This is a genomic window from Streptomyces sp. NPDC032198 (genome assembly GCF_040636975.1).
GTDB lineage: Bacteria > Actinomycetota > Actinomycetes > Streptomycetales > Streptomycetaceae > Streptomyces.
On record NZ_JBEZVL010000007.1, the window covers coordinates 415,279 to 431,075 of the forward strand.

A 15,797-nucleotide genomic window follows, 5' to 3' on the forward strand; every position below is an offset into this window, starting at 1 on the left:
CGTCGGCCGGGGGCGGTACCGTTCGGTAACGGGTGGCCCCGGCCGCCGCCCGACCAGCGTCAGTCGCACGAGACGGAGTGGCACCGGATGCAGCACGCAGTGGGGTCTCCGCTGCCGCCGCCCCATCAGCCGGGGCACGGACCGGCCACCGGCTGGTCCCCGGCCGCACATCACCCGAGTGGTCCGCCGCCGGGTGCCGCGCCGGGCGGCCCACCGCCTCCCGCGCCGGGCTTCGCCGGCGCCCCGCACCCCCCTGGCACGGCCCCCCATCCGCAAGGGCCGGCCCCGCACCCGCACGCCCCGGCGCCGCAGCACGTGCCACCGGGCGCCCCGCAGCACGGCCACGTCCCGGTCGGCGGTGCCCCGGTGCCCCCGACCCCGGACACGACGGGCCACATCCAGCTCCCGCCCGGCGGCCCCGTCGCCATGCCGAGCCCGCCGCCCGGCACGGCCCAGGCGGACACCGGCGGCACCACGCTCGCCGTCCTCCTGATCGGCCCGGCGGGCGCGGGCAAGACGAGCGTCGCCAAGTACTGGGCGGAGCACCGCCGGGTGCCGACCGCCCACATCAGCCTCGACGACGTACGCGAATGGGTGCGCTCGGGCTTCGCGGACCCCCAGTCCGGCTGGAACGACCACTCCGAGGCGCAGTACCGCCTGGCCCGCCGCACCTGCGGTTTCGCCGCACGGAACTTCCTGGCCAACGGCATCTCCTGCATCCTCGACGACGCGGTCTTCCCCGACCGCCCGGTCGTCGGCCTCGGCGGCTGGAAGCGCCACGTGGGCCCCGGGCTGCTTCCGGTGGTCCTGCTGCCCGGCCTGGAGATCGTCCTGGAGCGCAACGCCGAGCGCAGCGGCAACCGCCGCCTCACGGACGAGGAAGTGGCCCGCATCCACGGCCGCATGGCCGGGTGGTACGGCTCGGGTCTGCCCATCATCGACAACTCCCAGCTGGACGTGCCCGCCACGGCCCGGGTCCTTGACGACGTCCTCGCCCGCTCCATCGCGAGCCCGCCGCAGTGGTAGCCGCGTCCACCTGACGTCCGCCGCCCGCCGCCCCGGTCGGACGCGCTCGACCGGCCGTCCCGCGCCGCCACTCATAGGCTCGTCCCATGTCTGAGGTCTACGCGGCCCGCCGTGAGCGGTTGAGGGAGCGTTGTGCCGCGGGAGGCAGCGCGTCGGCGCTGGTGTCCCGTCCCGCCAACGTGCGGTATCTCGCGGGGGCGGCGCCGCAGGGCGCCGTGCTCCTGCTGGGCAGCAGCGAGGATCTGCTGCTGTGCTCAAGACCGCTCGGTGACGAGCAGGGCGAGGGGCGGCCCGACGAGGGGCTGCGGGTGCAGCTGCTCGACGCGTCCGGCGGGGATCCCGCCGTCGCGGGCGGCGATCTCGCGGCGGCGCAGGGCGCCGACTCGCTCGCCGTGGAGGAGCACGACCTCACGGTCGCCCGGCATCGCGCGCTGGGATCCGTCGCGCCGAGGCTGCGGCTCACGGATCTCGGCGGAGCGGTCGAACAACTGCGGCTCGTCAAGGACGAGGAGGAGATCTCCTGTCTGCGGATCGGCTCCGAGATCGCCGACCAGGCGCTCGGTGAGCTGCTCGAATCCATTCTCGTGGGGCGTACGGAACGCCACCTCGCCCTTGAGCTGGAGCGGCGCCTCGTCGATCACGGCGCGGAAGGGCCCGCCTTCCCGACCTCCGTCGGCACCGGACCGAACGCCGGCCGTGGCGGCCACCGCCCGACGGACCGGCGGGTGGAGGAGGGGGATTTCCTCTCCGTGTGCCTCGGGGCCAGTTATCGCGGTTATCGTTGCGAGATCGGGCGTACGTTCGTCATCGGTACGTCTCCCGCGGACTGGCAGATCGAGTTGTACGACCTCGTCTTCGCCGCTCAGCGGGCGGGCAGGGAGGCTCTCGTACCGGGTGCCGCCTACCGAGACATCGACCACGCGGCACGTCATGTACTGGACTCTGCGGGGTATGCGGACGGCCTTGCTCCGCTGATGGGACATGGGGTGGGGCTCGAAATCGACGAGGACCCGCAGTTGGCGCCCGCGGCCATGGGTAAACTGGACGCTTGCGTGCCGGTCACCGTCGAACCGGGGGTTCACATCCCGGGACGGGGAGGTGTCCGGATCGATGACACGCTCGTCGTGCGCCCCGAGGCGGACGGCGGACCCGAGCTACTCACCATTACGACCAAGGAGCTGCTCGCGCTCTAGCCTCGAGCTGTGCGCGTGCGCCGGGGTCGTCCACGTCAGTCCAGGAGATTCCGCAACCGTGGCTTCCACGAACGACCTCAAGAACGGCCTGGTGCTCAAGCTCGACGGGGGCCAGCTCTGGTCCGTCGTCGAGTTCCAGCACGTCAAGCCCGGCAAGGGCCCCGCCTTTGTGCGCACCAAGCTCAAGAACGTGATGTCGGGCAAGGTCGTCGACAAGACGTTCAACGCCGGCGTCAAGGTCGACACGGCGACGATCGACAAGCGCGACATGCAGTTCTCCTACATGGACGGCGACTACTTCGTCTTCATGGACATGGAGACGTACGACCAGCTGCACGTCGACCGCAAGTCCGTCGGTGACGCCGCCAACTTCCTGATCGAGGGCTTCACGGCCTCCGTCGCGCAGCACGAGGGCGAAGTCCTCTTCGTCGAGCTGCCGGCCGCCGTCGAGCTGGTCATCCAGGAGACCGAGCCCGGCGTCCAGGGCGACCGCTCCACCGGCGGCACCAAGCCCGCGACGCTGGAGACCGGCCACCAGATCCAGGTGCCGCTCTTCATCACCACCGGCGAGAAGATCAAGGTCGACACCCGTGACAGCGGCTACCTCGGCCGGGTGAACAGCTAACCGTGGCTGCTCGTAATACGGCCCGCAAGCGCGCCTTCCAGATCCTCTTCGAGGCCGACCAGCGTGGCGCCGACGTAGTGACGGTCCTCGCGGACTGGGTGCGCCACTCGCGGGCCGATACCCGGCAGCCGCCGGTGAGCGAGTACACGATGGAGCTGGTCGAGGGGTACGCGCAGCACGCGCGCCACATCGACGAGCTGATCTCGCAGTACGCCGTCGGGTGGACCCTGGACAGGATGCCGGTCGTGGACCGCAACATCCTGCGGCTCGGTGCCTACGAGCTGATCTGGGTCGACGCGACGCCGGACGCCGTGGTGCTCGACGAGTCCGTGCAGCTCGCCAAGGAGTTCTCGACGGACGATTCGCCGTCCTTCGTGAACGGCCTGCTCGGCCGCTTCAAGGATCTCAAGCCGAGTCTGCGCCGCGACGAGGCGTAGTTCGGGGGTTCCTCAAGACCCCCACGCCGCTCAGAGGGCCCGCAGCACGCCGCTGCGGGCCCTCTGGCGCGTCCAGGAGCCGTCCAGGGGCTCCGGGGGCCGCTGTGGCCTCTGAGGGCGCGGGCGGCCACGTAAAACGCCGGGGTGGCCGGAACCCGATCGGTTCCGGCCACCCCGGCGTTACGTTTCTGCTCAAGTGCCCCTTGGGGATCAGACGTCGTCGTGGGCGACGGCGCGACGCGCGTCCGCGTCCAGGACTCCCCAGCTGATCAGCTGCTCGGTGAGAACCGAGGGCGACTGGTCATAGATCACGGCGAGGGTGCGCAGGTCGTCCTGGCGGATCGAGAGCACCTTGCCGTTGTAGTCACCGCGCTGCGACTGGATCGTGGCGGCATACCGCTGCAGCGGGCCTGCCTTCTCCTGCGGCACGTGCGCCAGGCGCTCCAGATCGAGCACCAGCTTCGGCGGCGGCTCGGCGGCGCCGCCCGGAGCGGTGCCGGGCAGCAGTTCCTGGACCGGGACGCCGTAGAAGTCCGCCAACTCGGCAAGGCGCTGTACGGTCACGGCGCGGTCGCCGCGTTCGTACGAACCGACCACGACCGCCTTCCAGCGTCCCTGGGACTTTTCCTCGACACCGTGGAGGGAAAGGCCCTGCTGGGTACGGATGGCGCGGAGCTTGGCCCCGAGCTGTTTGGCGTATTCGCTGGACATATAGCTCCCCGGACGAAGAACGGTAACTCACTGTGAGGTTACGCAGCGTTACTTGGGTGCGTCAAGCCGAATGGTCCGTACCGACCCCTCCGAGGGGGGCCGTGACCGGCGGTGTTGCCGATGCTGGTAGCGTGGATGGCGCAATTCCGACGTCCTTTAAGGTCCGTCCCGTGAGGCGGAGAAGGAGGTCCGTTTCATATGGACTCGAACAACACGAACGAACCCGATGTCGCGCGCCCCGTGCTCGAAGGCCCGGACATCGCACGGGTGTTGACCCGTATCGCGCACGAGATCGTCGAGCGCGCCAAAGGCGCCGAAGACGTGGTGCTGCTCGGCATTCCCACGCGCGGCGTATTCCTCGCCCGGCGCCTCGCCGAGAAGCTCGAAGAAATCACCGGACGCACGATCCCGGTTGGCTCACTCGACATCACGATGTACCGCGACGATCTGCGCATGCATCCGCCGCGCGCACTCGCCCGCACCGAGATCCCCGGTGACGGTATCGACGGCCGCCTCGTCGTCCTCGTCGACGACGTGCTCTTCTCCGGTCGCACCATCCGCGCCGCCCTCGACGGTCTGAACGACATCGGGCGCCCGCGCGCGGTGCAGCTCGCCGTCCTCGTCGACCGCGGCCACCGCGAACTCCCGATCCGCGCCGACTACGTCGGCAAGAACCTCCCCACGTCGCTGCGGGAGACGGTCAAGGTCCAGCTCGCCGAGGAGGACGGCCGCGACGCCGTGCTGCTCGGTGCCAAGCCCGCTTCCGCGTAGGACCGGCTCCCCTCTCACGGGCACCGGGGCACACCCCTGCGCGCCCGCGTGCCCGCACACCTCCACATGACGGAGTACACCCAGATGATGCGACACCTCATCTCGGCCGCCGACCTCACCCGCGACGACGCCGTTCTCATCCTCGACACCGCCGAGGAGATGGCCCGGGTCGCCGACCGGCCGATCAAGAAGCTTCCCGCCCTGCGCGGCCGCACGATCTGCAATCTGTTCTTCGAGGACTCGACCCGGACCCGGATCTCCTTCGAGGCCGCCGAGAAGCGCCTTTCCGCCGACGTCATCAACTTCGCCGCCAAGGGCTCCAGCGTCTCCAAGGGCGAGTCCCTCAAGGACACCGCCCAGACCCTGGAGGCGATGGGCGTCGACGCCGTCGTCATCCGGCACGGCGCGTCCGGCGCCCCCTACCGCCTCGCCACCTCCGGCTGGATCGACGCCCCCGTGATCAACGCGGGCGACGGCACCCACCAGCACCCCACCCAGGCGCTGCTCGACGCCTTCACCATGCGGCGCCGCCTCGTCGGCAGGGACGCGGGCCTCGGCAAGGACCTCAGCGGCAAGCGCATCACGCTCGTCGGCGACGTCCTGCACAGCCGGGTCGCGCGCTCGAACGTCGACCTCCTGCACACCCTCGGCGCCCAGGTGACCCTGGTGGCGCCGCCCACCCTCGTGCCGGTCGGCGTGGACAGCTGGCCCTGCGACGTCTCGTACGACCTGGACCGGGTGCTCCCGAAGTCCGACGCCGTGATGATGCTGCGCGTGCAGCGCGAGCGCATGAACGCCGCGTTCTTCCCGACCGAGCGGGAGTACTCGCGCCGCTACGGCCTGGACGGCGAGCGCATGGCGAAGATGCCCGAGCACGCCATCGTGATGCACCCGGGCCCGATGGTCCGCGGCATGGAGATCACCGCCGAGGTCGCCGACTCGGACCGCTGCACGGTCATCGAGCAGGTCGCCAACGGCGTCCACACCCGGATGGCCGTCCTCTACCTGCTCCTGGGCGGCAACGAACCCGCCGTCACCCACACCCGCCCCACCGGTTCCGAGGAGAAGTAAGACATGAGCAAGACCCTGATCCGTGGTGCGAAGGTCCTTGGCGGCGAGCCCCAGGACGTCCTGATCGACGGCGAGACCATCCTCGAGGTGGGGACCGGCCTCGACGCGGGCGACGCGACCGTGGTCGAGGCCGACGGCAAGATCCTGCTGCCCGGCCTCGTCGACCTGCACACCCACCTGCGCGAGCCCGGCCGCGAGGACTCCGAGACCGTCCTGACCGGCACGCGGGCCGCCGCGTCCGGCGGCTACACCGCCGTGTTCGCCATGGCCAACACCTTCCCCGTCGCCGACACCGCGGGCGTCGTCGAGCAGGTCTACCGCCTCGGCCAGGAGGGCGGCTACGCGGACGTCCAGCCCATCGGCGCCGTCACCGTCGGCCTGGAGGGCAAGAAGCTCGCCGAGCTCGGCGCCATGCACGAGTCCGCGGCCGGCGTCACCGTCTTCTCCGACGACGGCAAGTGCGTCGACGACGCCGTGATCATGCGCCGCGCCCTGGAGTACGTGAAGGCGTTCGGCGGGGTCGTCGCGCAGCACGCGCAGGAGCCGCGCCTCACCGAGGGCGCACAGATGAACGAGGGCATCGTCTCCGCCGAGCTCGGTCTCGGCGGCTGGCCCGCCGTCGCCGAGGAGTCGATCATCGCGCGTGACGTGCTGCTCGCCGAGCACGTCGGCTCGCGGGTGCACATCTGCCACCTGTCGACCGCCGGATCCGTCGAGATCGTCCGCTGGGCGAAGTCGCGCGGCATCGACGTCACCGCCGAGGTCACCCCGCACCACCTGCTCCTGACCGACGAGCTGGTCCGCTCGTACAACCCGGTCTACAAGGTCAACCCGCCGCTGCGCACCGAGCGCGACGTCATGGCGCTGCGCGAGGCCCTGGCCGACGGCACGATCGACATCGTCGCCACCGACCACGCCCCGCACCCGCACGAGGACAAGGACTGCGAGTGGGCCGCGGCCGCCATGGGCATGGTGGGCCTGGAGACGGCGCTCTCCGTCGTCCAGCAGACGATGGTCGAGACGGGCCTGCTGACCTGGGCCGCCGTCGCGGACCGGATGTCCGTCAAGCCCGCCCGGATCGGTGGCGCCACCACCCACGGCCGCCCCGTCTCGGCAGGTGAGCCCGCGAACCTCGCGCTTCTCGATCCGGCTTACCGTGGTGTCGTGGACCCCGCGGGCTTCGCCTCGCGCAGCGGCAACACCCCCTACGAGGGCCGTGAGCTGCCCGGTCGCGTGACGCACACGTGGCTGCGGGGCCGCGCCACGCTCGTCGACGGGAAGCTCGCGTGACCTCTCTGATCTCTGCCGCCGCAGGAAACGCCGTCGTATTCGCCGCCGAGAAGAAGTCGGCGGATGTGACGGACTGGGCCGCTCGCGCGGGCTGGGTCGTCGGACTGCTGCTCTTCATCGCGCTCGTCTACTGGCTGATGCGCGAGGGCTGGAAGTGGCGCGGCACGCTCCAGGGCGACCTGCCGCCGCTTCCCGTGGTGCCGGATGACCCGGGCCCGGCGAGACTTGAGCTGACCGGCCGCTACCACGGCTCGACCACGGCAGGACAGTGGCTGGACCGCATCGTGGCGCACGGTCTCGGTACCCGCAGCCGCGTGGAGCTGACGCTCACGGACGCGGGCCTCGATGTCGTACGCCCCGGGGCGGCCGACTTCTTCGTCCCGGCCGCACAGCTGCGGGAGGCCAGGCTCGACAAGGGCATCGCCGGAAAGGTCCTCGCGGAGGGCGGTCTGCTGATCGTCACGTGGGAGCACGGCGAGAAGCTGCTCGACTCGGGCTTCCGCTCGGACCACGCGGCCGAGCAGGCCCAGTGGGTCGAGGCCATCAACAACATGATCAACACGACCAGCACGAAGGAAGGCACCGCACGATGACGACCTCCACCAGGGGAGCCCACAAGACTCCCGCCGTACTCGTCCTGGAGGACGGCCGCATCTTCCGCGGCCGCGCCTACGGGGCCGTGGGGGAGACCTTCGGCGAAGCGGTGTTCTCCACCGGCATGACCGGTTACCAGGAGACGCTCACCGACCCCTCGTACCACCGCCAGGTCGTCGTCATGACGGCCCCGCACGTCGGCAACACGGGCGTGAACGACGAGGACCCCGAGTCGAAGAAGATCTGGGTCGCCGGCTACGTCGTGCGCGACCCCGCGCGCGTGCCCTCCAACTGGCGCTCGCAGCGCACGCTCGACGAGGAACTCGTCAATCAGGGCGTCGTCGGCATCAGCGGCATCGACACGCGTGCCCTCACCCGCCACCTGCGCGAGAGCGGCGCGATGCGCGTCGGGATCTTCTCCGGCAACGCGCTCCCGGACGAGGGCGTCATGCTCGCCGAGGTCCGTCAGCAGCCCGAGATGAAGGGCTCGGACCTCGCCGCCGAGGTCGCCACCAAGGAGACGTACGTCGTCCCCGCGATCGGCGAGAAGCGCTTCACCGTCGCCGCCGTCGACCTCGGCATCAAGGGCATGACCCCGCACCGCATGGCCGAGCGCGGCATCGAGGTGCACGTCCTGCCCGCGACCGCGACCGCCGAGGACATCTACGCGGTCCAGCCCGACGGCGTGTTCTTCTCCAACGGTCCCGGCGACCCGGCGACCGCGGACGGCCCCGTCGCCGTCATGCGGGCCGTCCTGGAGCGCAAGACTCCGCTGTTCGGCATCTGCTTCGGCAACCAGATCCTCGGCCGCGCCCTCGGCTTCGGCACGTTCAAGCTGAAGTACGGCCACCGCGGCATCAACCAGCCCGTGCAGGACCGCACGACCGGCAAGGTCGAGGTCACCGCGCACAACCACGGCTTCGCCGTCGACGCGCCGCTCGACAAGGTCTCCGACACCCCCTACGGGCGCGCCGAGGTCTCCCACGTGTGCCTCAACGACCAGGTGGTGGAGGGGCTCCAGCTCCTCGACCAGCCCGCGTTCAGCGTCCAGTACCACCCCGAAGCCGCTGCGGGACCGCACGACGCCGCGTACCTCTTCGACCGCTTCGTTTCCCTGATGACCGCAGCCCTGATGACCGCAGAAGGAGCCCAGCGTGCCTAAGCGCACCGATATCCAGTCCGTCCTGGTCATCGGCTCCGGCCCGATCGTCATCGGCCAGGCAGCGGAGTTCGACTACTCCGGCACCCAGGCCTGCCGCGTCCTCAAGGCCGAGGGCCTGCGCGTCATCCTGGTGAACTCGAACCCGGCGACGATCATGACCGACCCGGAGATCGCCGACGCGACCTACGTCGAGCCGATCACCCCGGAGTTCGTCGAGAAGATCATCGCCAAGGAGCGCCCCGACGCGCTCCTGCCCACCCTCGGCGGCCAGACCGCGCTCAACACCGCGATCTCCATGCACGAGCAGGGCGTCCTGGAGAAGTACGGCGTCGAGCTCATCGGCGCCAACGTCGAGGCGATCAACAAGGGCGAGGACCGCGACCTCTTCAAGGGCGTCGTCGAAGAGGTCCACAAGAAGATCGGGCACGGCGAGTCCGCCCGCTCGTACATCTGCCACTCCATGGACGACGTCCTCAAGGGCGTCGACGAGCTCGGCGGCTACCCCGTCGTCGTCCGCCCCTCCTTCACCATGGGCGGCGCCGGTTCCGGCTTCGCGCACGACGAGGAGGAGCTGCGCCGCATCGCCGGACAGGGCCTCACACTCTCGCCGACCACCGAGGTGCTCCTCGAGGAGTCCATCCTCGGCTGGAAGGAGTACGAGCTGGAGCTGATGCGCGACAAGAACGACAACGTCGTGGTCGTCTGCTCCATCGAGAACTTCGACCCGATGGGCGTGCACACCGGCGACTCGATCACCGTCGCGCCCGCGATGACGCTGACCGACCGCGAGTACCAGACCCTGCGTGACGTCGGCATCGCGATCATCCGCGAGGTCGGCGTCGACACCGGCGGCTGCAACATCCAGTTCGCCATCGACCCGACGGACGGCCGGGTCATCGTCATCGAGATGAACCCGCGTGTCTCGCGGTCATCCGCGCTCGCGTCGAAGGCCACCGGATTCCCGATCGCGAAGATCGCAGCGAAGCTGGCCGTCGGCTACACGCTGGACGAGATCCCGAACGACATCACCGAGAAGACCCCGGCCTCCTTCGAGCCGACGCTCGACTACGTGGTGGTCAAGGCCCCGCGTTTCGCCTTCGAGAAGTTCCCCTCGGCGGACTCCACCCTGACGACCACCATGAAGTCGGTCGGTGAGGCCATGGCGATCGGCCGCAACTTCACCGAGGCCCTCCAGAAGGCGCTGCGCTCGCTGGAGAAGAAGGGCTCGCAGTTCACCTTCGTGGGCGAGCCCGGCGACAAGGCCCTTCTTCTGGAAGAGGCCGTCCGGCCCACCGACGGGCGCATCAACTCCGTCATGCAGGCCATCCGCGCCGGCGCCACCCCCGAAGAGGTCTTCGAGTACACGAAGATCGACCCGTGGTTCGTCGACCAGCTCTTCCTGATCAAGGAGATCGCTGACGAGCTGACCGCCGCCGAGCGCCTGGACGTCGACCTGCTCGCCGAGGCCAAGCGGCACGGCTTCTCCGACCACCAGATCGCGGAGATCCGCGGTCTGCGCGAGGACGTCGTCCGCGAGGTGCGGCACGCCCTCGGGGTGCGCCCGGTCTACAAGACGGTCGACACCTGCGCCGCCGAGTTCGCCGCCAAGACGCCGTACTTCTACTCCTCGTACGACGAGGAGAACGAGGTCGCCAAGCGCGAGAAGCCCGCGGTGATCATCCTGGGCTCGGGCCCCAACCGCATCGGCCAGGGCATCGAGTTCGACTACTCCTGCGTCCACGCCTCCTTCGCGCTGAGCGACGCGGGCTACGAGACCGTGATGGTCAACTGCAACCCCGAGACCGTCTCCACGGACTACGACACCTCCGACCGTCTGTACTTCGAGCCGCTGACGCTCGAAGACGTCCTGGAGATCGTCAACGCCGAGGCGCAGGCCGGGCCGATCGCGGGCGTCATCGTCCAGCTCGGCGGCCAGACCCCGCTCGGCCTCGCGCAGGCGCTCAAGGACAACGGCGTGCCGGTCGTGGGCACCCCGCCCGAGGCCATCCACGCCGCCGAGGACCGCGGCGCCTTCGGCCGCGTGCTCGCCGAGGCCGGCCTCCCCGCGCCCAAGCACGGCACCGCGACGACCTTCGCCGAGGCCAAGGCCATCGCCGACGAGATCGGCTACCCCGTCCTCGTACGCCCGTCGTACGTGCTCGGCGGCCGCGGCATGGAGATCGTCTACGACGAGACGCGCCTCTCCGCGTACATCGAGGAGTCGACCGAGATCAGCCCCTCGCGGCCGGTGCTCGTCGACCGCTTCCTGGACGACGCGATCGAGATCGACGTGGACGCGCTCTACGACGGCGAGGAGCTCTACCTCGGCGGCGTCATGGAGCACATCGAGGAGGCCGGCATCCACTCCGGCGACTCGGCGTGCGCGCTGCCCCCGATCACCCTCGGCGGCTACGACATCAAGCGCCTGCGGGCCTCCACGGAGGGCATCGCCAAGGGCGTCGGCGTCCGCGGGCTCATCAACATCCAGTTCGCGATGGCCGGGGACATCCTCTACGTCCTGGAGGCCAACCCGCGTGCCTCGCGCACCGTCCCCTTCACCTCGAAGGCGACCGCGGTGCCGCTGGCCAAGGCCGCCGCGCGCATCTCGCTCGGCGCGACCGTCGCCGAGCTGCGCGCCGAGGGCATGCTCCCGGCGACCGGCGACGGCGGCACGCTGCCGATGGACGCGCCGATCTCGGTGAAGGAAGCCGTCATGCCGTGGAGCCGCTTCCGCGACATCCACGGGCGCGGCGTCGACACCGTCCTCGGCCCGGAGATGCGCTCCACGGGCGAAGTCATGGGCATCGACTCGGTGTTCGGCACGGCGTACGCCAAGTCGCAGGCCGGCGCGTACGGCCCGCTGCCGACCAAGGGCCGCGCCTTCATCTCGGTGGCCAACCGCGACAAGCGCTCGATGATCTTCCCGGCGCGTGAACTGGTCGCGCACGGCTTCGAGTTGCTCGCCACGTCCGGTACGGCCGAGGTGCTCAAGCGCAACGGCATCAACGCCACCATCGTGCGCAAGCAGAGCGAGGGCGAGGGCCCGAACGGCGAGAAGACGATCGTCCAGCTGATCCACGACGGCGCGGTCGATCTCATCGTCAACACCCCGTACGGCACCGGTGGCCGCCTCGACGGCTACGACATCCGTACGGCGGCGGTCTCCCGCTCCGTGCCGTGCCTGACGACGGTCCAGGCGCTCGCCGCCGCCGTCCAGGGCATCGACGCGCTCAACCACGGGGACGTGGGCGTCCGTTCACTCCAGGAACACGCGGAGCATCTGACCGCGGCCCGCGACTAGCAGCCCACTTGGGGGACACCGATCCGGTGTCCCCCTTCTGGTGAGCACACCTGAAGACCCCTGAGGACACCCACATGTACAAATTCTTCTTCGACCTCGTCTTCAAGCGCATGGACCCGGAGCAGGCCCACTACCTGGCCTTCCGCTGGATCCGGCTCGCGGCCCGTATCCCCGTGCTGCGCACCTTCGTCGCGGCCGTGCTCGCGCCGCGCCACAAGGAGCTGCGCACCCAGGCCTTCGGGCTGCGGATGCACGGGCCCTTCGGTCTCGCGGCGGGCTTCGACAAGAACGCCGTCGCGATCGACGGCATGTCGATGCTGGGCTTCGACCACATCGAGATCGGCACCGTCACGGGGGAGCCGCAGCCCGGCAACCCCAAGAAGCGGCTGTTCCGCCTCGTGCAGGACCGCGCGCTGATCAACCGCATGGGCTTCAACAACGAGGGCTCGGCGGCCGTGGCCGAGCGCCTGGGCGCCCGCAAGGCCGTCTTCAAGACGGTCGTGGGCGTGAACATCGGCAAGACCAAGGTCGTCCCCGAGGAGGAGGCCGCCGCCGACTACGTGAAGTCGACCGAGCGGCTCGCCGGCCACGCCGACTACCTCGTGGTGAACGTGTCGTCCCCCAACACCCCCGGCCTGCGCAACCTCCAGGCCACGGAGTCGCTTCGCCCGCTGCTGACCGCCGTGCGCGAGGCGGCCGACCGGAGCGTCACCGGACGGCGCGTGCCGCTCCTCGTGAAGATCGCCCCCGACCTCGCGGACGAGGACATCGACGCGGTCGCCGACCTGGCCGTCGAGCTCGGCCTCGACGGCATCATCGCCACGAACACGACCATCGCGCGCGAGAGCCTCGGTTTGCAATCCGAACCTTCGCTCTACGGAGAGACCGGCGGCCTTTCCGGGGCGCCCCTCAAGGAGCGCTCCCTGGAGGTCCTGCGCCGCCTCTACGCGCGCGTGGGCGACCGCATCACGCTCGTGGGCGTCGGCGGCATCGAGAACGCCGAGGACGCCTGGCAGCGCATCCTCGCGGGCGCCACCCTGGTGCAGGGCTACAGCGCGTTCATCTACGAAGGGCCCTTCTGGGGCCGCGCGATCCACAAGGGCCTGGCCGCCCGGCTCAACACCTCCCCGTACGCCACGCTCGCCGAGGCCGTCGGCGCCGACACAAGGAAGTCCGCATGAGTGCTCTCGAACCCTTCGGTACGCGCCTGCGCCACGCCATGGACGAGCGCGGGCCGCTCTGCGTCGGCATCGACCCGCACGCCTCCCTGCTGTCCGCCTGGGGCCTGAACGACGACGTCGCGGGCCTGGAGAAGTTCACCGGGACCGTCGTCGAGGCGCTCGCCGGGAGCGTCGCGGTGTTCAAGCCGCAGAGCGCGTTCTTCGAGCGCTTCGGCTCGCGCGGCATCGCCGTCCTCGAGAAGGCGGTCCAGGAGCTGCGCGCGGCCGGGGCCCTGGTGGTCATGGACGCCAAGCGCGGCGACATCGGCTCGACGATGGCCGCGTACGCCGAGACCTTCCTGCACAAGGACTCGCCGCTGTTCTCCGACGCCCTCACGGTCTCGCCCTACCTCGGCTACGGCTCGCTGAAGCCGGCCGTCGACCTCGCGCGCGAGAACGGCACCGGACTCTTCGTGCTCGCCCTCACCTCCAACCCCGAGGGCGCCGAGGTGCAGCACGCGGTGCGCGAGGACGGCCGCACGATCGGCGCGACGATCCTTGGGCACCTGGCGGCGGAGAACGCCGGTGCGGAGCCCCTGGGGTCCTTCGGCGCCGTCGTCGGGGCCACGCTGGGCGACCTGTCGTCGTACGACCTCGCGGTCAACGGTCCGCTGCTCGCCCCCGGCATCGGGGCACAGGGAGCCACCCCGGCCGATCTGCCGGGTGTCTTCGGGGACGCCGTGCGCAATGTCGTGCCGAGCGTCAGCCGCGGTGTCCTGCGGCACGGTCCCGACGCGGCGGGGCTTCGCGTCGCGGCGAACCGTTTCGCGGACGAAATCCGCGAGGCCGTCGCCTCGGCCTGAGGGTGTTTTTCCGCCTTCGAAGGACGTGTCCGGCCACGACCCCACGTTTCGTTGATGCCTCGCCGGGCCAAATCCAGGGTGAAATGCCCGAAATGCACACCTCGACAGAGGCTGACCAGGACTTTTCGTCTGTTCTCGCTGACTCTGGCGGCCATGCCCGCTAGTCTCCGACGAGAGCGAACGGGCAAGCGCGTTGCACGTTGCTCACCAGGTGTGGGGCGACTAGGTTCCTCACCGGTCCGTATCCGACAGTTCGACATCCGAGGTGACGTAGGCGTGGCTCTTCCGCCCCTTACCCCTGAACAGCGCGCAGCCGCGCTCGAAAAGGCCGCCGCGGCTCGCCGGGAGCGGGCCGAGGTCAAGAATCGACTCAAGCACTCCGGTGCCTCGCTTCATGAGGTCATCAAGCAGGGTCAGGAGAACGATGTCATCGGCAAGATGAAGGTCTCCGCTCTCCTGGAGTCCCTGCCGGGCGTGGGCAAGGTCCGCGCCAAGCAGATCATGGAGCGTCTTGGCATCTCCGAGAGCCGCCGTGTGCGCGGTCTCGGCTCCAACCAGATCGCCTCCTTGGAGCGTGAGTTCGGCGGTGGTCCTGCCTGACGTTCTCAGGCACTCCTGAGAACCTGGATAATCGCTGCATGGCTGCAACATCCCGGGGGACGACCCCCGTGCCCCCGGACGTACGTCCGCGGCTGACCGTGCTCTCCGGCCCTTCCGGGGTCGGCAAGAGCACGGTCGTCGCTCATATGCGCAAAGAACACCCCGAGGTCTGGCTCTCGGTCTCGGCGACCACCCGGAAGCCGCGCCCCGGCGAGAAGGACGGCGTCCACTACTTCTTCGTCTCCGACGACGAGATGGACAAGCTGATCGCCAACGGCGAGCTCCTGGAGTGGGCCGAGTTCGCGGGCAACCGCTACGGCACTCCACGGGGTGCCGTCCTCAAGCGCCTGGAGGCGGGCGAGCCCGTCCTCCTGGAGATCGATCTGCAGGGCGCGCGCCTGGTCCGCGAGTCGATGTCCGAGGCCCAGCTGGTGTTCCTCGCCCCGCCGAGCTGGGAAGAGCTGGTCCGCAGGCTCACCGGCCGGGGGACCGAGGCGCCCGAGGTGATCGAGCGCAGGCTCGGCGCGGCAAAGATCGAACTGGCCGCCGAGGCCGAGTTCGATACGACCCTGGTCAATACCTCCGTCGAGGATGTAGCGCGTGAGCTGCTAGCCTTGATGAAAGTTGTTTGATCTTCTTCATCCTCAGTAACCCGGATTGACCTTCATTCTCCATTCGAAGGCCGATCCCCATCGGAAGGCAGAGAGTGTCCTCTTCCATCACTGCGCCCGAGGGCATCATCAACCCGCCGATTGATGAGCTCCTCGAAGCGACCGACTCGAAGTACAGCCTCGTGATCTACGCCGCCAAGCGCGCGCGCCAGATCAACGCGTACTACTCGCAGCTCGGTGAGGGCCTGCTGGAGTACGTCGGCCCGCTGGTGGACACCCACGTCCACGAGAAGCCGCTCTCGATCGCGCTCCGCGAGATCAACGCGGGTCTGCTGACGTCCGAGGCCATCGAGGGCCCGGCTCAGTAGTCGCAGTTCTTTTC

At 69.8% G+C, this 15,797-nt stretch carries 16 protein-coding genes; 15 read left to right on the forward strand and 1 reads right to left on the reverse strand.

What is annotated here, in order from left to right; translation table 11 throughout:
• Positions 1 to 87 precede the first annotated feature (87 nt).
• From AB0E78_RS21385 to nusB, 4 genes are all read left to right on the forward strand, one after another.
• Positions 88 to 1,026, forward strand: a complete 939-nt coding sequence (locus tag AB0E78_RS21385; protein ID WP_361834541.1) for a Pro-rich N-terminal domain-containing protein — start codon at positions 88 to 90, stop codon at positions 1,024 to 1,026.
• An 86-nt stretch (positions 1,027 to 1,112) separates the two neighbouring features.
• Positions 1,113 to 2,219 carry a M24 family metallopeptidase gene (locus tag AB0E78_RS21390; RefSeq protein WP_361834544.1) on the forward strand — a complete coding sequence of 369 codons (1,107 nt, stop codon included), beginning with the start codon at positions 1,113 to 1,115 and terminating at the stop codon, positions 2,217 to 2,219.
• A gap of 58 nt (positions 2,220 to 2,277) precedes the next feature.
• A complete protein-coding gene (gene efp / locus AB0E78_RS21395) occupies positions 2,278 to 2,844 on the forward strand; it encodes an elongation factor P (protein WP_344521662.1) in 567 nt (188 codons plus the stop codon).
• A gap of 2 nt (positions 2,845 to 2,846) precedes the next feature.
• Positions 2,847 to 3,281 (forward strand): transcription antitermination factor NusB, encoded by a 435-nt coding sequence (gene nusB, locus AB0E78_RS21400; RefSeq protein ID WP_361834547.1) that lies wholly within the window; start codon positions 2,847 to 2,849, stop codon positions 3,279 to 3,281.
• A gap of 210 nt (positions 3,282 to 3,491) precedes the next feature.
• Here the strand turns inward: nusB and bldD are convergent, their stop codons facing one another.
• Complete coding sequence (bldD, locus tag AB0E78_RS21405) at positions 3,492 to 3,992, reverse strand: transcriptional regulator BldD (RefSeq protein ID WP_249591133.1); 501 nt, start codon at positions 3,990 to 3,992, stop codon at positions 3,492 to 3,494.
• A gap of 198 nt (positions 3,993 to 4,190) precedes the next feature.
• Here bldD and pyrR point away from each other — a divergent pair, with 198 nt between their 5' ends.
• From pyrR to rpoZ, 11 genes are all read left to right on the forward strand, one after another.
• On the forward strand, positions 4,191 to 4,763 hold the full coding sequence (pyrR, locus tag AB0E78_RS21410; protein ID WP_361834550.1) for a bifunctional pyr operon transcriptional regulator/uracil phosphoribosyltransferase PyrR: 573 nt from the start codon (positions 4,191 to 4,193) through the stop codon (positions 4,761 to 4,763).
• An 84-nt stretch (positions 4,764 to 4,847) separates the two neighbouring features.
• Positions 4,848 to 5,834 carry an aspartate carbamoyltransferase catalytic subunit gene (locus AB0E78_RS21415; protein WP_160503766.1) on the forward strand — a complete coding sequence of 329 codons (987 nt, stop codon included), beginning with the start codon at positions 4,848 to 4,850 and terminating at the stop codon, positions 5,832 to 5,834.
• Positions 5,835 to 5,837: 3 nt separating this feature from the next.
• On the forward strand, positions 5,838 to 7,124 hold the full coding sequence (locus tag AB0E78_RS21420) for a dihydroorotase (RefSeq protein WP_361834552.1): 1,287 nt from the start codon (positions 5,838 to 5,840) through the stop codon (positions 7,122 to 7,124).
• The gene (locus tag AB0E78_RS21425) at positions 7,121 to 7,717 is read left to right on the forward strand and encodes a hypothetical protein (protein WP_361834555.1); all 597 of its coding nucleotides are present in this window, start codon (positions 7,121 to 7,123) and stop codon (positions 7,715 to 7,717) included. The genes AB0E78_RS21420 and AB0E78_RS21425 overlap by 4 nt, the downstream gene beginning before the upstream one ends.
• Positions 7,714 to 8,880, forward strand: a complete 1,167-nt coding sequence (carA, locus tag AB0E78_RS21430) for a glutamine-hydrolyzing carbamoyl-phosphate synthase small subunit (protein WP_361834558.1) — start codon at positions 7,714 to 7,716, stop codon at positions 8,878 to 8,880. Before AB0E78_RS21425 ends, carA begins: the two co-directional genes overlap by 4 nt.
• On the forward strand, positions 8,873 to 12,181 hold the full coding sequence (gene carB, locus AB0E78_RS21435; RefSeq protein WP_361834561.1) for a carbamoyl-phosphate synthase large subunit: 3,309 nt from the start codon (positions 8,873 to 8,875) through the stop codon (positions 12,179 to 12,181). Before carA ends, carB begins: the two co-directional genes overlap by 8 nt.
• 74 nt (positions 12,182 to 12,255) lie before the next feature.
• The gene (locus AB0E78_RS21440) at positions 12,256 to 13,362 is read left to right on the forward strand and encodes a quinone-dependent dihydroorotate dehydrogenase (RefSeq protein WP_361834564.1); all 1,107 of its coding nucleotides are present in this window, start codon (positions 12,256 to 12,258) and stop codon (positions 13,360 to 13,362) included.
• Entirely contained in the window at positions 13,359 to 14,204 is an 846-nt protein-coding gene (pyrF, locus tag AB0E78_RS21445) for an orotidine-5'-phosphate decarboxylase (RefSeq protein ID WP_361834566.1), read from the forward strand. Before AB0E78_RS21440 ends, pyrF begins: the two co-directional genes overlap by 4 nt.
• Positions 14,205 to 14,480: 276 nt before the next feature.
• Positions 14,481 to 14,804, forward strand: a complete 324-nt coding sequence (locus AB0E78_RS21450) for an integration host factor (protein ID WP_003956414.1) — start codon at positions 14,481 to 14,483, stop codon at positions 14,802 to 14,804.
• Positions 14,805 to 14,842: 38 nt separating this feature from the next.
• On the forward strand, positions 14,843 to 15,436 hold the full coding sequence (gene gmk / locus AB0E78_RS21455; protein ID WP_361834569.1) for a guanylate kinase: 594 nt from the start codon (positions 14,843 to 14,845) through the stop codon (positions 15,434 to 15,436).
• Between the two features lie 74 nt (positions 15,437 to 15,510).
• Positions 15,511 to 15,783: a DNA-directed RNA polymerase subunit omega gene (gene rpoZ / locus AB0E78_RS21460; protein ID WP_005319902.1), complete on the forward strand. Its 273-nt coding sequence runs from the start codon at positions 15,511 to 15,513 to the stop codon at positions 15,781 to 15,783.
• Positions 15,784 to 15,797 lie beyond the last annotated feature (14 nt).

What these genes read in the sequence shown, in the direction of transcription:
- bldD (WP_249591133.1), bottom strand. Translation starts at nt 3,992, where the DNA reads ATGTCCAGCGAATACGCCAAACAGCTCGGGGCCAAGCTCCGCGCCATC.
- AB0E78_RS21440 (WP_361834564.1), top strand. Translation starts at nt 12,256, where the DNA reads ATGTACAAATTCTTCTTCGACCTCGTCTTCAAGCGCATGGACCCGGAG.
- pyrF (WP_361834566.1), top strand. Translation starts at nt 13,359, where the DNA reads ATGAGTGCTCTCGAACCCTTCGGTACGCGCCTGCGCCACGCCATGGAC.
- AB0E78_RS21420 (WP_361834552.1), top strand. Translation starts at nt 5,838, where the DNA reads ATGAGCAAGACCCTGATCCGTGGTGCGAAGGTCCTTGGCGGCGAGCCC.
- AB0E78_RS21415 (WP_160503766.1), top strand. Translation starts at nt 4,848, where the DNA reads ATGATGCGACACCTCATCTCGGCCGCCGACCTCACCCGCGACGACGCC.
- gmk (WP_361834569.1), top strand. Translation starts at nt 14,843, where the DNA reads ATGGCTGCAACATCCCGGGGGACGACCCCCGTGCCCCCGGACGTACGT.
- AB0E78_RS21390 (WP_361834544.1), top strand. Translation starts at nt 1,113, where the DNA reads ATGTCTGAGGTCTACGCGGCCCGCCGTGAGCGGTTGAGGGAGCGTTGT.
- AB0E78_RS21385 (WP_361834541.1), top strand. Translation starts at nt 88, where the DNA reads ATGCAGCACGCAGTGGGGTCTCCGCTGCCGCCGCCCCATCAGCCGGGG.
- carA (WP_361834558.1), top strand. Translation starts at nt 7,714, where the DNA reads ATGACGACCTCCACCAGGGGAGCCCACAAGACTCCCGCCGTACTCGTC.
- pyrR (WP_361834550.1), top strand. Translation starts at nt 4,191, where the DNA reads ATGGACTCGAACAACACGAACGAACCCGATGTCGCGCGCCCCGTGCTC.